The sequence below is a fragment of the Serratia sp. NFX21 genome (assembly GCF_048517035.1).
In the GTDB taxonomy this organism is placed as follows: Bacteria; Pseudomonadota; Gammaproteobacteria; order Enterobacterales; family Enterobacteriaceae; genus Serratia; species Serratia quinivorans.
On the sequence record NZ_CP183196.1, the window covers coordinates 5,060,315 to 5,074,761 of the forward strand.

At 56.6% G+C, this 14,447-nt stretch carries 11 protein-coding genes; 5 read left to right on the forward strand and 6 right to left on the reverse strand.

What is annotated here, in order from left to right; all coding sequences use genetic code 11:
* The first annotated feature begins 16 nt into the window (after window positions 1-16).
* Complete coding sequence (gene gltB, locus ACNT1W_RS23685) at window positions 17-4,477, forward strand: glutamate synthase large subunit (RefSeq protein WP_012147040.1); 4,461 nt, start codon at window positions 17-19, stop codon at window positions 4,475-4,477.
* A 10-nt stretch (window positions 4,478-4,487) separates the two neighbouring features.
* Window positions 4,488-5,906, forward strand: a complete 1,419-nt coding sequence (locus ACNT1W_RS23690) for a glutamate synthase small subunit (RefSeq protein ID WP_115183668.1) — start codon at window positions 4,488-4,490, stop codon at window positions 5,904-5,906.
* A 120-nt stretch (window positions 5,907-6,026) separates the two neighbouring features.
* Here ACNT1W_RS23690 and sspB read toward each other — a convergent pair whose 3' ends face one another.
* The 5 genes from sspB to zapE all read right to left on the reverse strand — a co-directional run bounded on the left by sspB (window position 6,027) and on the right by zapE (window position 9,751).
* Window positions 6,027-6,524 carry a ClpXP protease specificity-enhancing factor gene (gene sspB / locus ACNT1W_RS23695; RefSeq protein WP_012147042.1) on the reverse strand — a complete coding sequence of 166 codons (498 nt, stop codon included), beginning with the start codon at window positions 6,522-6,524 and terminating at the stop codon, window positions 6,027-6,029.
* A 5-nt stretch (window positions 6,525-6,529) separates the two neighbouring features.
* Window positions 6,530-7,171: a stringent starvation protein SspA gene (sspA, locus tag ACNT1W_RS23700; RefSeq protein WP_012147043.1), complete on the reverse strand. Its 642-nt coding sequence runs from the start codon at window positions 7,169-7,171 to the stop codon at window positions 6,530-6,532.
* A gap of 336 nt (window positions 7,172-7,507) precedes the next feature.
* A complete protein-coding gene (rpsI, locus tag ACNT1W_RS23705) occupies window positions 7,508-7,900 on the reverse strand; it encodes a 30S ribosomal protein S9 (protein ID WP_012147044.1) in 393 nt (130 codons plus the stop codon).
* Window positions 7,901-7,915: 15 nt separating this feature from the next.
* On the reverse strand, window positions 7,916-8,344 hold the full coding sequence (gene rplM, locus ACNT1W_RS23710) for a 50S ribosomal protein L13 (protein ID WP_012147045.1): 429 nt from the start codon (window positions 8,342-8,344) through the stop codon (window positions 7,916-7,918).
* A gap of 276 nt (window positions 8,345-8,620) precedes the next feature.
* Window positions 8,621-9,751 (reverse strand): cell division protein ZapE, encoded by a 1,131-nt coding sequence (gene zapE / locus ACNT1W_RS23715; protein WP_017894135.1) that lies wholly within the window; start codon window positions 9,749-9,751, stop codon window positions 8,621-8,623.
* 231 nt (window positions 9,752-9,982) lie between these two features.
* Here zapE and zapG point away from each other — a divergent pair, with 231 nt between their 5' ends.
* The 3 genes from zapG (at window position 9,983) to degS (ending at window position 13,105) form a co-directional block, all read left to right on the forward strand.
* Complete coding sequence (zapG, locus tag ACNT1W_RS23720; protein ID WP_012147047.1) at window positions 9,983-10,384, forward strand: Z-ring associated protein ZapG; 402 nt, start codon at window positions 9,983-9,985, stop codon at window positions 10,382-10,384.
* Between the two features lie 195 nt (window positions 10,385-10,579).
* On the forward strand, window positions 10,580-11,950 hold the full coding sequence (gene degQ / locus ACNT1W_RS23725; RefSeq protein ID WP_126501836.1) for a serine endoprotease DegQ: 1,371 nt from the start codon (window positions 10,580-10,582) through the stop codon (window positions 11,948-11,950).
* A 96-nt stretch (window positions 11,951-12,046) separates the two neighbouring features.
* Window positions 12,047-13,105 carry an outer membrane-stress sensor serine endopeptidase DegS gene (gene degS / locus ACNT1W_RS23730; RefSeq protein WP_012147049.1) on the forward strand — a complete coding sequence of 353 codons (1,059 nt, stop codon included), beginning with the start codon at window positions 12,047-12,049 and terminating at the stop codon, window positions 13,103-13,105.
* Between the two features lie 69 nt (window positions 13,106-13,174).
* Here degS and murA read toward each other — a convergent pair whose 3' ends face one another.
* Window positions 13,175-14,434: a UDP-N-acetylglucosamine 1-carboxyvinyltransferase gene (gene murA, locus ACNT1W_RS23735; protein ID WP_012147050.1), complete on the reverse strand. Its 1,260-nt coding sequence runs from the start codon at window positions 14,432-14,434 to the stop codon at window positions 13,175-13,177.
* Window positions 14,435-14,447: the final 13 nt, after the last annotated feature.

The following is a 14,447-nucleotide window of genomic DNA, read 5'->3' on the forward strand; positions in this document are numbered from 1 at the left end:
GGGGAGGTTCACTGATATGTTGTACGATAAATCCCAAGAGCGGGACAACTGTGGTTTCGGCCTGATCGCCCACATAGAAGGCGAACCTAGCCATAAGGTGGTGCGTACCGCTATTCACGCACTTGCCCGTATGCAGCACCGTGGCGCAATCCTTGCTGACGGCAAGACTGGCGACGGTTGCGGCCTGTTATTGCAAAAGCCCGATCGCTTCTTCCGCATGGTCGCAGAAGAGCGCAGCTGGCGTTTAGCCAAGAACTACGCCGTTGGCATGATGTTCCTCAGCCAGAACGAAGAGGAAGCCCGTGCCAGCCGCCGCATTGTCGAAGAAGAGCTGCAGAATGAAACGCTGTCGGTAGTCGGCTGGCGTGAAGTGCCGACCAACCCGGACGTATTGGGTGAGATCGCCCTCTCTTCTCTGCCACGCATTGAACAAATCTTCGTGAACGCCCCGGCCGGTTGGCGTCCGCGTGATATGGAACGCCGCCTGTTTATCGCGCGTCGCCGTATCGAGAAGCGCGTCCAGGACGACAGCTTCTACGTCTGCAGCTTCTCGAATCTGGTGACGATCTATAAAGGCCTGTGCATGCCTGCGGATCTGCCGCGTTTCTATCTTGATTTGGCGGACTTGCGTCTGGAATCGGCCATCTGCCTGTTCCACCAGCGTTTTTCCACCAACACCGTGCCGCGCTGGCCGCTGGCGCAGCCGTTCCGCTATCTGGCGCACAACGGCGAGATCAACACCATCACCGGCAACCGTCAGTGGGCGCGCGCCCGTACTTATAAGTTCCAGACGCCGCTGATCCCGGACTTGCAGACTGCTGCACCCTTCGTTAACGAAACCGGCTCCGACTCCAGCTCGCTGGATAACATGCTGGAACTGCTGCTGGCGGGCGGGATGGATCTGATCCGTGCCATGCGCCTACTGGTGCCGCCGGCCTGGCAGAACAACCCGGATATGGACACCGATCTGCGCGCCTTCTTCGACTTCAACTCGATGCACATGGAGCCGTGGGACGGCCCTGCCGGCATCGTGATGTCCGATGGCCGCTACGCTGCCTGTAACCTGGACCGTAACGGCCTGCGTCCGGCGCGCTACGTCATCACCAAAGACAAGCTGATCACCTGCGCCTCGGAAGTCGGTATCTGGGACTACCAGCCCGATGAAGTGGTTGAGAAAGGCCGCGTGGGCCCTGGCGAGCTGATGGTGATCGACACCCGCAGCGGCAGGATCCTGCACTCCGCCGAGACCGACGACGATCTGAAAAGCCGCCATCCGTATAAAGAGTGGATGGAAAAGAACGTCAAACGTCTGGTGCCATTCGAAGATCTACCGGCCGATCAGGTTGGCAGCCGTGAGCTTGACGACTCGCAGCTTGAGACTTACCAGAAACAGTTTGGCTACAGCAGCGAAGAACTGGATCAGGTGATCCGCGTGCTGGGTGAGATTGGCCAGGAAGCCACGGGTTCAATGGGTGACGATACCCCGTTCGCCGTGCTCTCCAGCCGTCCGCGCATTATTTATGACTATTTCCGTCAGCAGTTTGCCCAGGTGACCAACCCACCGATCGACCCGCTGCGTGAAGCGCATGTGATGTCGCTGGCGACCAGCATCGGCCGCGAAATGAACGTGTTCTGCGAGGCCGAAGGCCAGGCACACCGTTTAAGCTTCAAATCACCGATCCTGCTGTACTCCGACTTCAAACAGCTCACCACGCTGGAAGGCGAATATTATCGCGCCGATACGCTTGATCTGACCTTTGATCCGGCGGAGCAGGATCTGGAGCAGACCATTCGCGCCCTGTGCGACGAAGCGGAACGCAAAGTCCGCGACGGCGCCGTGCTGCTGGTATTGTCCGACCGCGCGATCTCCACCAGCCGTCTGCCGGTGCCTGCACCGATGGCCGTAGGGGCGATCCAGACCCGTCTGGTTGAAAAGAGCCTGCGCTGTGACGCCAACATCATTGTTGAAACCGCCAGCGCCCGCGATCCACACCATTTCGCCGTGTTGCTGGGCTTCGGTGCAACGGCGGTCTACCCGTACCTGGCCTACGAAACCCTGGCCAAACTGGTAGATACCCAGGCGATCGACAAGAAATACCGTGAAGTGATGCTGAACTACCGTAACGGCATCAACAAAGGCCTGTACAAGATCATGTCCAAAATGGGCATCTCGACCATTGCCTCTTACCGCTGCGCCAAACTGTTCGAGGCCGTCGGTCTGCATCGCGATCTGTCCGATCTGTGTTTCCAGGGCGTGGTCAGCCGTATCGGCGGTGCCAGCTTCAGTGACATCCAACAGGATCTGCAAAACCTTTCCAAGCGTGCGTGGCTGAAACGCAAACCGCTGGAACAAGGCGGCCTGCTGAAGTTCGTTCACGACGGCGAGTACCATGCGTACAACCCTGACGTGGTCAGCACGCTGCAAACCGCGGTCCACAGCGGCAAATACAGCGACTATCAGACTTACGCCAAGCTGGTGAATGAACGCCCGGTGGCGATGCTGCGCGACCTGTTGGCCATCACGCCGAAAGGCACGCCAATCCCGGTCGATCAGGTTGAACCGGCAGAATCGCTGTTCAAACGCTTCGATACCGCGGCCATGTCTATCGGCGCCCTGAGCCCGGAAGCGCATGAGTCGCTGGCGATTGCCATGAACAGCCTCGGCGGCTTCTCCAACTCCGGCGAGGGCGGCGAAGATCCGGCACGTTACGGCACCAACAAGGTGTCACGCATCAAGCAGGTGGCATCCGGCCGTTTCGGCGTGACTCCGGCCTACCTGGTAAATGCCGATGTGATCCAGATTAAAGTGGCGCAAGGGGCCAAGCCGGGTGAAGGCGGCCAGTTGCCGGGCGACAAGGTGACCCCTTATATCGCCAAGCTGCGTTACTCGGTACCGGGCGTGACCCTGATATCGCCACCGCCGCACCATGACATCTACTCGATCGAAGATCTGGCGCAGTTGATTTTCGACCTGAAACAGGTCAACCCGAAGGCGATGATTTCGGTAAAACTGGTGTCAGAACCGGGCGTGGGCACCATTGCCACCGGCGTGGCGAAAGCCTATGCCGACCTGATCACCATTGCCGGCTACGACGGCGGTACCGGTGCCAGCCCGCTGTCTTCGGTAAAATACGCCGGCTGTCCGTGGGAACTGGGTCTGGTGGAAACACAGCAGGCGCTGGTGGCTAATGGCCTGCGCCATAAAATCCGCTTGCAGGTAGACGGTGGCCTGAAAACCGGCGTGGATATCGTCAAAGCGGCGATCCTCGGTGCGGAAAGCTTTGGCTTCGGCACCGGCCCTATGGTGGCGCTGGGCTGTAAATATCTGCGTATCTGTCACCTGAATAACTGCGCAACCGGCGTAGCAACTCAGGATGAAAAACTGCGCCGCGATCACTACCACGGCCTGCCGGAACGTGTGGTTAACTACTTCCAGTTTATCGCCCGTGAAACCCGCGAGATTATGGCGCAACTGGGTGTCAGCCAACTGGTAGATCTGATTGGCCGCACCGAGTTCCTGACCGAGCTGGATGGCATTTCTGCCAAGCAGAACAAGCTGGATCTGTCACCGTTGCTGCAAACCGCCACGCCGCATCCGGGCAAGGCGCTGTACTGCACCGAAAGCAGCAACCCGCCGTTCGACCAGGGGTTGATGAACAAAGATCTGCTGGCGCAGGCGCAACCGCATATCGAAGCCAGACAAAGCAAGGCTTTCTACTTCGATATCCGCAATACCGACCGTTCGGTGGGCGCCACCCTGTCCGGGGCTATCGCTACCGTGCATGGCGATCAGGGCATGGCTGCCGACCCGATCAAGGCGTACTTCTCCGGTACTGCCGGCCAGAGTTTCGGCGTCTGGAATGCGGGTGGGGTTGAACTGACCCTGACCGGCGACGCCAACGACTACGTTGGTAAAGGCATGGCCGGTGGCCGTATCGCGGTACGTCCGCCGATTGGTTCTGCGTTCCGCAGCCACGAAGCCAGCATCATCGGCAATACCTGTTTGTATGGTGCGACCGGCGGCAAGCTGTTCGCCGCTGGCCGGGCAGGCGAACGCTTTGCCGTGCGTAACTCCGGTGCCATCACCGTCGTCGAAGGTATCGGTGACAACGGTTGTGAATACATGACCGGCGGTATTGTCTGCGTAATGGGCAAAACCGGCATCAACTTTGGTGCGGGCATGACCGGCGGCTTCGCCTACGTGCTGGATGAAGACGGCGAGTTCCGCAAACGTGTGAATCCAGAGTTGGTGGAAGTGTTGGATGTCGAACAACTGGCTATCCATGAAGAGCACCTGCGCGGCTTGATTACCGAGCACGTCCAGGCGACCGGTTCTTCGCGTGCGGAAGAGATCCTGGCCAACTGGCCGGAATGGGCACCGAAGTTCGCTCTGGTCAAGCCGAAGTCCAGTGATGTCAAAGCATTGTTGGGTCACCGTAGTCGAACCGCTGCCGAGCTGCGGGTTCAGGCGCAGTAAGAGGTCATTAATGAGTCAGAATGTTTATCAATTTATCGACCTGCAGCGCGTTGATCCGCCAAAGAAACCGCTCAAGATCCGTAAAATTGAGTTTGTAGAGATTTACGAGCCGTTTTCGGAAAGTCAGGCGAAGGCGCAGGCGGACCGTTGTCTGTCCTGCGGTAACCCTTATTGCGAATGGAAATGCCCGGTTCACAACTACATCCCGAACTGGCTGAAGCTGGCGAATGAAGGCCGCATCATGGAGGCAGCGGATCTGGCGCACCAGACCAACAGCCTGCCGGAAGTGTGCGGTCGCGTCTGCCCGCAGGATCGTCTGTGTGAAGGTTCCTGTACCCTGAACGACGAGTTCGGTGCGGTAACCATCGGCAACATCGAACGCTATATCAGCGATAAAGCGATTGAGATGGGCTGGAAACCAGACATGTCTCACGTGCTGCCTACCGGTAAACGCGTGGCGGTGATCGGGGCCGGCCCGGCTGGCCTGGCCTGTGCCGATGTGCTGACCCGTAACGGCGTGAAAGCGGTGGTTTACGATCGTCACCCGGAGATCGGCGGCCTGCTGACCTTCGGGATCCCGGCCTTCAAGCTGGAAAAAGAAGTGATGGTGAAGCGCCGTGGCATCTTCAGCGAGATGGGCATTGAGTTCCAACTCAATACCGAAGTGGGCAAAGACATCACCATGGAGACGCTGCTGAGTGATTATGACGCGGTGTTCCTCGGCGTCGGTACCTATCAGTCAATGCGCGGTGGCCTGGAGAACGAGGATGCGCCGGGGGTCTATGACGCCCTGCCGTTCCTGATCGCCAACACCAAGCAGTTGATGGGCTATCAGGCCGAGCAGCACGAGCCTTATGTCAGCATGGAAGGCAAGCGTGTGGTGGTGCTGGGCGGTGGTGACACCGCGATGGACTGCGTGCGTACCTCTATTCGCCAGGGGGCAACCGACGTTATCTGCGCCTACCGTCGTGATGAAGCCAACATGCCAGGCTCCAAACGCGAAGTGAAAAACGCGCGTGAGGAAGGGGTTGATTTCAAATTCAACCTGCAGCCACTGAGCATCGAACTCAACAGCGCCGGTCGCGTGGCCGGAGTGAAAATGGTTCGTACCCAGTTGGGCGCACCGGATGCCAATGGCCGTCAGGTTGCTGAGCAGGTGCCAGGTTCCGAGCACATCATTGATGCCGACGCGGTGGTTATGGCCTTTGGTTTCCGTCCGCACCAGATGGACTGGCTGGCCGCGCACGACGTTGAGCTCGACAAACAGGGCCGCATTGTGGCACCGGAAAGCACCGATAATGCCTTCCAGACCAGCAACCCGAAAATCTTCGCCGGTGGCGATGCGGTGCGCGGGTCGGATCTGGTGGTAACGGCGATTGCCGAAGGTCGTAAAGCTGCCGATGGCATCATGAGCTACCTGGAAGTCTAATCTTCCACCGGCTTTTCCCCAAAGGGCCCGCAGGTGATCTGCCGGGCCCTTTGTTTTTTCCCGGGGCGCAGGCGATAAAAAAGGTCGCCGAAGCGACCTTTACTGTTCACCGCTGCGGGATTATTTCACCACGCGCAGTGCCGGGCGGCCACCACGTGGCGGCGGTGGCGGCTCGTCGTCTGAATCGTTACCTTCATCCAGATCGGGGCGATCGCCATCAATCACCGACATCAGGCTTTCCGAAGGGATCGTCTCATTGTCCAAACCTTCAAACGTGCCTTCCGCTTCATAAGCGGCTTCCGGTTCGAACATGGTGCCTGCGCCGTTCTCACGGGCATAAATCGCCAGCACCGCTGCCATTGGCACCGAGACTTCACGCGGTACACCACCGAAACGTGCGTTGAAATGCACTTCGTCGTTGCCTAACTCCAGGTTGCCCACAGCACGCGGCGCGATGTTCAGAACAATCTGACCATCACGGGCGAACTCCATAGGCACCAGAACGTCAGGACGCGTCACATCCACCACCAGGTGCGGTGTCAACTGATTGTCCAACAGCCAGTCATAGAAAGCTCGCAGCAGATACGGACGGCGCGGAGTCATCTGAGACATATCCATAACGCTTAGCCCCGAGTCTGCAGGCGCATTTCGCGCTCGGCTTCGGTCAGGGAGGCCAGGAAGGCGTCACGCTCGAACACGCGAGTCATGTAGCCTTTCAGCTCTTTGGAACCGGCACCGCTCAGTTCAATGCCCAACTGCGGCAAACGCCACAGCAGCGGCGCCAGGTAGCAATCCACCAGGCTGAACTCTTCGCTCATGAAGTACGGGGTCTGACCAAAGATAGGGGCAATCGCCAGCAGTTCTTCGCGCAGTTGACGGCGAGCTGATTCAGCTTCCTGGCCGTTGCTCTGCTCGATTTTGTACATCAGCGAATACCAGTTTTTCTCGATACGCAGCATCATCAGGCGGCTCTCACCACGAGCAACCGGGTAGACCGGCATCAATGGTGGGTGCGGGAAACGCTCATCGAGGTATTCCATGATGATACGGGATTCATACAGGGTCAGTTCGCGATCGACCAGGGTAGGCACCGTCTGGTACGGGTTGAGGTCAATCAGATCCTGCGGCAGGTTATCCAACTCAACCTGCTCAATCTCAACGCTGACACCTTTCTCCGCCAGTACGATACGTACTTGATGGCTAAAAATGTCGGTCGGGCCAGAGAACAGCGTCATTACCGAACGTTTGTTGGCAGCGACAGCCATGAAAACCTCCAAGTTATCTAGAAAATACTGCGAATAGCCAACTGACAGGCTGCTATCCTGAATGATCTTGACCGCAGGCCAGCAACTTGCAGCGAAACCTTAGGTCATAAAAACGGCCTCGGAGGTAGACTGATAACTGCTGCATGGCGAACAGGCGCAAAAGTGGATGATAGTTTACCAGATTTTGCTTGTTTTGTGGGGGCTGTGCGGTGATTTCGTATTGAATTGTCTGATATACCAAAGATTTTAGTAGCGACAAGTTGATTTTCAGGCATAAAAAAACCCGGTGAAGCACCGGGTTTTTGGCGTAAATTCCACTGCCGAGGCAGTAAAAAATTAACGCTTGGAGAACTGCGGACGACGACGTGCTTTACGCAGGCCGACTTTCTTACGTTCAACCTGACGGGCGTCACGAGTAACGAAGCCAGCTTTACGCAATTCACCGCGCAGAGTCTCGTCGTACTCCATCAGTGCACGGGTGATACCGTGACGGATAGCGCCAGCCTGACCAGAGATACCACCACCTTTAACGGTGATGTACAGGTCAAACTTACCAACCATGTCGGTCAGTTCCAACGGTTGACGAACTACCATGCGGGCAGTTTCGCGACCGAAGTACTGTTCCAGACTACGCTGGTTAATTACGATGTTACCACTGCCCGGCTTGATGAAAACGCGAGCGGCGGAGCTTTTGCGGCGACCAGTGCCGTAGTATTGATTTTCAGCCATTGCCTATAATCCCGATTAGATGTCAAGAACTTGCGGTTGCTGTGCCGCGTGAGTGTGCTCTGTGCCCGCGTAAACTTTCAGTTTACGGAACATTGCACGACCCAACGGACCCTTTGGCAGCATGCCTTTAACCGCGATTTCAATCACACGCTCTGGGTTGCGGGCAATCATCTCTTCAAAGGTCGCTTGCTTGATACCACCGACGTAGCCGGTGTGACGGTAATACACTTTGTCTGTACGCTTGTTGCCGGTTACAGCAACTTTTTCTGCGTTCAGAACGATGATGTAGTCACCGGTATCAACGTGCGGGGTGTATTCCGCTTTATGCTTGCCGCGCAGACGACGAGCCAGTTCAGTAGCGAGACGGCCTAAAGTTTTACCATCTGCATCAACAACGTACCAGTCGCGTTTTACGCTCTCTGGTTTAGCTGTAAAAGTTTTCATTAGAAAGCTTACCCAATAATTAGTTACACGTTGGTGAACACCCAAACGCTCGAAAACAGTTGAGGCTCACACGACCATACAAGTCCAGCAAACCTACCCCTTCGAATAGCCATTGCCGGCACTAAAAAGTTTTTGGGAAAAAAACTTTGTTGTAACGTGGGGTCGCAAGATTATAGAGAAGTCGCTCACAAAGATCGAACGCTTTTTGAATAGAAACGCAATTAAACGCCAATGGCAGAAAACCGGGGACGCCAGTGGCCTGGGTCCCCCTGGACGTCACGGCAGATGCGGCAACTTCAGATACTCTTCACTCTGCATTTCTTGCAGCCGCGACAGACAACGCTGGTACTCGAACTTCAACCGCTCACCCTGGTAAATATCGAACATCGACGCTTCGGCAGCGATCACCAGTTTGACGTGACGTTCGTAAAATTCATCGACCAATGCCAGGAAGCGGCGCGCGGTATTTTCCTTCAGCGGCCCCATCACCCGCACATTATACAGGATCACGCTGTGATACAGGCGCGACAGCGCAATATAGTCCAACTGGCTACGCGCCTCTTCGCACAACGTGTGAAAATCGACCGCCAGCACGCCGTCTACCGCGTTGATCGCCTGCAACGGCCGATGATTGATCTGTAATACCGGCGCCGCCTCTCCTGGCTTGCCGGCCAGCTTCACAAACATCCGATCCATGGTTAGCCGGGTCTGTTCATCAAGCGGCGTCAGGTACAAATGCGCCTGAGTCAAGGTACGCAGGCGATAATCAATGCCGGCGTCAACGTTCATCACGTCACAGAATTCGTTAATCAGATCGATCGCCGGCAGGAAACGCGCCCGCTGCAGGCCGTTGCGGTACAAATCGTTCGGCGGGATATTGGAGGTCGCCACCAGCGTAATGCCACGGGCAAACAGCGCCTGCAACAGCGTTGCCAACAACATGGCGTCGGTAATATCGGAAACAAAGAACTCGTCGAAACACAGCACATCGGTCTGTGCCTTGAAACCATCCGCGATGATTTCAAGTGGGTTTTCCTGCCCCTGCAGTTCGGTCAGCTCTTCGTGCACCCGCAGCATAAAACGGTGAAAATGCAGCCGCAGCTTGCGCTCCCCCGGCAGGCTATGGAAGAACATGTCCATCAGCCAGGTTTTGCCGCGTCCCACGCCGCCCCACATATATAAGCCCTGGACCGGACGCTGCTGAGTCGTTTCACTGCTCTTGCCCAGCCAACGATTCAGTTTGCCGCGCAGGCCCGCGGCCGGCGCACTGACAGCGGGCGTCTGCTGCAATAATGCCTGATAGATATGATCCAGTTGAGTCACGGCCTCCATCTGGACTTCATCGGCCTGGTATTCTCCCGCAGCAAGCAGCCGCTGGTAGCGTGATAACGGTGATTGTGCCTGCATCTGTTCGATGTTCCTTCACAACGCTTAGAAATTATTTAGCCCATTTTCGCGGCAACTTTGGGTGGCTTCGCGCCCTTATCGCTACAAATACCCGCTCAGGGCGGCGCTGAAAACCCTGAAGAAATCAGGTCATGGCTCATCAGGATTCCACTCGGACAAGGTTAACGGTTATAGTGGATATTATTAAGTGAAAAATCCCTGCGGAACAACGAAGTCAAAATAGGAGTCATCATGACCTGGGAGTATGCGCTGATTGGTTTGGTGGTCGGTATCGTCATTGGTGCGGTAGCGATGCGTTTTGGTAACCGTAAATTACGTCAACAACAAGTTTTGCAGAACGAGTTGGACAAGAGCAAAACCGATCTTGAAGAGTATCGCCAGGAGCTGGTCGGCCACTTTGCCCGCAGCGCCGAGCTGCTGGACAATATGGCACGCGACTATCGCCAGCTGTATCAGCACATGGCGAAAAGCTCCAACAACCTGCTGCCGGACCTGCCAATGCAGGAAAACCCGTTCCGCTATCGCCTGACCGAAGCCGAAGCGGATAACGATCAGACGCCGGTAGAGATGCCGCGCGACTACTCAGAAGGCGCATCCGGCCTGCTGCGTGGCGAACGTCCACGCCGCGACTAAACGCTGTTCTTCGCCCGTGGGCCAGTTCCACGGGCTTTTGCTCCCCCATGCTTTTTCTTCCCCACGCCGAGCTATCCTTAAAGCTGGCGCCTGAGTGAACTTTTCACGCAAATTCACGGTCTTACCCTTCACTATGGTAGTGCTGCTGCATTATCATCACCCTTTCACCGGCAGGTATTGAGAGAGTTATAATCAATGAATAAAAAGTCGTTAATTCTTAGTGCATTGGCAATGAGTATTGGCCTCACACTGACCTCCGTACCGGCAGCCAACGCGGCGATGCCTGTCGCCGTGCAGGGGCAGCAGTTGCCAAGCCTGGCGCCAATGTTGGAAAAAGTATTGCCCGCTGTCGTCAGTGTGCATGTGGAAGGCACTCAGGTGCAGCGCCAGCAGGTACCGGAAGAGCTCAAACGCTTCTTCGGCCCCGACGCGCCAGGACAACAGCAAAGCTCACGCCCGTTTGAAGGCTTGGGTTCTGGCGTGATCATCGACGCCGCCAAAGGCTATGTGTTGACCAACAACCACGTGATCAACAATGCCGACAAAATCAGCGTACAGTTGAATGACGGGCGTGAAGTGGATGCCAAGTTGTTGGGACGTGACGAACAGTCCGACATCGCCCTGCTGCAGCTCAGCGATGTGAAAAACCTGACCGCGATAAAAATGGCGGACTCCGATCAACTGCGGGTCGGCGACTTTGCCGTGGCCGTCGGCAACCCATTCGGCCTCGGCCAGACGGCGACTTCCGGTATTATCTCTGCACTGGGTCGTAGCGGTCTGAACCTGGAAGGGTTGGAAAACTTCATTCAGACCGATGCTTCCATCAACCGCGGTAACTCCGGTGGCGCACTGGTTAACCTCAACGGTGAGTTAATCGGTATCAACACCGCCATTTTGGCGCCAAGCGGCGGCAACGTGGGCATCGGCTTTGCCATTCCGAGCAACATGGCGCAGAACCTCAGCCAGCAGTTGATTGAATTTGGCGAAGTGAAACGCGGTCTGCTGGGCATCAAAGGCAGTGAAATGACCGCCGATATGGCCAAGGCGTTTAACACCGACGCCCAACGCGGTGCCTTCGTCAGCGAAGTGTTGCCGAAATCTGCCGCCGCCAAGGCCGGCATCAAAGCCGGTGACATTCTGGTTTCCGTCGACGGCAAGCCCGTCAGCAGCTTCGCCGAACTGCGTGCCAAGGTCGGTACCACCGCGCCGGGCAAAACCATCAAGGTTGGCTTGCTGCGCGATGGTAAGCCGCAGGAAGTTTCCGTCACGCTGGACAACAGCGAAGGCGCCTCCACCAACGCCGAAACGCTTTCTCCGGCTCTGCAAGGCGTGTCACTGAGCAACGGTGCCATTCCAAGTGGTGACAAAGGCGTGAAGATCGATAGAGTCGATAAAGGCTCCGTAGCCGCGCAGATCGGGTTGCAGAAAGACGATGTGATCATTGGCGTCAACCGTCAGCGCGTTGAAAACATCACGACCTTACGCAAGGTGCTGGAAGCCAAGCCGCCGGTGATGGCACTGAACATCGTGCGCGGCGGCGAAACCATTTATCTGCTGCTGCGTTAATCGGTAATTTGTTTAAAAACCGGGCTCGGTGACATACTGCGCCCGGTATTCTCATGCTATCCTCCGTGTATCTTTCATCTCACGTACTAAAACTCCATGTTTGCTAAGCTCTTGCGTTCCGTCGTTATTGGTTTAATCGTTGCCGGCCTGCTGCTGGTTGCACTGCCCGTGCTACGTTCTTCCAATGCTCTGTTCGCAGAAAAACATGACAGTACTCTTGACGAAACACCGGTCAGCTACAACAAAGCGGTGCGCCGCGCCGCGCCCGCCGTGGTGAATATCTACAACCGCAATATGAACGGTTCCGCCAACATACTCTCTCTGGGATCTGGCGTGATCATGAACGAGCGCGGTTATATCCTGACTAATCGCCACGTGATCAAGGATGCACAACAAATTACCGTGGTGGTGCAGGACGGCCGCCGTTACGAAGCATTGTTAGTCGGTTCTGACGGTTTGACCGATCTGGCGGTGCTGAAAATTGATCCGGGCAACCTGCCGGTGATCCCGATAAACACGGCTCGCACCGCGCACGTAGGTGACGTAGTACTGGCGATCGGCAACCCCTTCAATCTCGGTCAGACCGTCACTCAGGGGATCCTCAGCGCTACCGGCCGCATCAGTATGAGCACCACCGGTCGCCAAACCTTCCTGCAGACCGATGCCTCGATTAACCGCGGCAACTCGGGCGGCGCGCTGGTCAACTCGCTGGGCGAGCTAATCGGCATCAATACCCTGACCTACGATAAAATCACCGATGGGGAAACGCCGGAAGGTTTGGGCTTCGCCATTCCTATCGAGCTGGCCACCAAGATTATGGACAAGCTGATCCGCGACGGCCGCGTCATCCGCGGTTATTTCGGTATTCAGGGGAAAGAGATTATTCCTCTGCGTTCGTCCAATTCCGGCATCGATCGCCTGCAGGGCATTATCGTGACCGAAATTACGCCGAACGGGCCGGCTGGTAACGCCGGGTTCCATATCAACGACGTGATCATCAACGTCGACAACAAACCGGCGATTTCGGTGCTGGAGACCATGGACCAGGTGGCGGAGATCCGCCCAGGCACTGAAATTCCGGTGATTGTGTTGCGCGAAGGCAAACGCATCACCTTGAAGATGACCGTGGGCGAATTCCCGGAAGACACCAATTAAAAAGGGCCCGGCAAAGCCGAGCCCTCAAGACTGCATTTTCGCCGGGGCATCACCCCGGCATCCAACAGATTACTCGCCTTTCACACGCTCGATATTTGCACCCAGCGCACGCAGCTTGTCTTCAATACGCTCATAGCCACGGTCAATGTGATAGATACGATCGACAACGGTCACGCCGTCGGCGATGCAGCCGGCAATCACCAGACTGGCTGAAGCGCGCAAATCGGTCGCCATAACCTGAGCACCGGACAGTTGCTCAACGCCGTGACAAATCACGGTGTTGCTCTCGATCTCGGCATGTGCACCCATACGGATCAGTTCAGGCACGTGCATAAAGCGGTTTTCAAAGATGGTCTCGGTGATCACACCGGTGCCTTCCGCGACCAGGTTCAGCAAGCTGAACTGAGCCTGCATATCGGTTGGGAACCCCGGGTGCGGCGCGGTGCGAATGGTCACCGCTTTCGGACGTTTGCCGTGCATGTCCAGACTGATCCAGTCTTCACCCACTTCAATATCCGCACCGGCTTCACGCAGCTTGGCCAGCACCGCATCCAGCGTATCTGGACGGGTATCACGGCACATCACTTTACCACCGGAAACCGCGGCAGCGATCAGGAAGGTGCCGGTTTCGATACGGTCCGGCAGAACGCGATACACACCGCCGCCCAGGCGCTCAACGCCCTCGATGGTGATGCGGTCACTGCCGGCACCGGTGATTTTCGCACCCAGCGTGTTAAGGAAGTTGGCAGTATCGACAATTTCCGGCTCACGTGCAGCGTTCTCAATCACGGTGGTGCCAGTCGCCAGGGTGGCGGCGCTCATGATGGTCACGGTAGCGCCAACGCTCACCTTGTCCATAACGATGTGTGCACCCTTCAGGCGGCCGTCAACGGAAGCTTTTACGTAACCTTCTTCCAGTTTGATCTCTGCACCCAGCTGTTCCAGACCCGTAATATGCAGATCAACCGGACGAGCGCCGATCGCGCAACCACCCGGCAGGGAAACCTGACCACGACCAAAACGAGCGACCAGCGGCCCCAAAGCCCAGATAGAAGCACGCATGGTTTTCACCAGGTCATACGGCGCGCAGAATTCGTTCACGCCGCTGGCATCAACGAATACGGAACCGTTACGCTCAATCTTGGTGCCTAACTGGTTGAGTAGCTTAATGGTGGTATCGATGTCCTTCAGCTTCGGGACATTCTGCAGCTCGACCGGCTCTTCCGCTAATAATGCGGCGAACAGGATCGGCAGGGCAGCATTTTTGGCCCCGGAAATAGCAACTTCACCGCTTAGGCGGGTCCGGCCCTGCACACGAAATTTATCCATTTGACTACTCTCT

What these genes read in the sequence shown, in the direction of transcription:
- rplM (WP_012147045.1), bottom strand. Translation starts at nt 8,344, where the DNA reads ATGAAAACTTTTACAGCTAAACCAGAGAGCGTAAAACGCGACTGGTAC.
- degQ (WP_126501836.1), top strand. Translation starts at nt 10,580, where the DNA reads ATGAATAAAAAGTCGTTAATTCTTAGTGCATTGGCAATGAGTATTGGC.
- murA (WP_012147050.1), bottom strand. Translation starts at nt 14,434, where the DNA reads ATGGATAAATTTCGTGTGCAGGGCCGGACCCGCCTAAGCGGTGAAGTT.
- zapE (WP_017894135.1), bottom strand. Translation starts at nt 9,751, where the DNA reads ATGCAGGCACAATCACCGTTATCACGCTACCAGCGGCTGCTTGCTGCG.
- sspA (WP_012147043.1), bottom strand. Translation starts at nt 7,171, where the DNA reads ATGGCTGTCGCTGCCAACAAACGTTCGGTAATGACGCTGTTCTCTGGC.
- zapG (WP_012147047.1), top strand. Translation starts at nt 9,983, where the DNA reads ATGACCTGGGAGTATGCGCTGATTGGTTTGGTGGTCGGTATCGTCATT.
- degS (WP_012147049.1), top strand. Translation starts at nt 12,047, where the DNA reads ATGTTTGCTAAGCTCTTGCGTTCCGTCGTTATTGGTTTAATCGTTGCC.
- rpsI (WP_012147044.1), bottom strand. Translation starts at nt 7,900, where the DNA reads ATGGCTGAAAATCAATACTACGGCACTGGTCGCCGCAAAAGCTCCGCC.
- gltB (WP_012147040.1), top strand. Translation starts at nt 17, where the DNA reads ATGTTGTACGATAAATCCCAAGAGCGGGACAACTGTGGTTTCGGCCTG.
- ACNT1W_RS23690 (WP_115183668.1), top strand. Translation starts at nt 4,488, where the DNA reads ATGAGTCAGAATGTTTATCAATTTATCGACCTGCAGCGCGTTGATCCG.
- sspB (WP_012147042.1), bottom strand. Translation starts at nt 6,524, where the DNA reads ATGGATATGTCTCAGATGACTCCGCGCCGTCCGTATCTGCTGCGAGCT.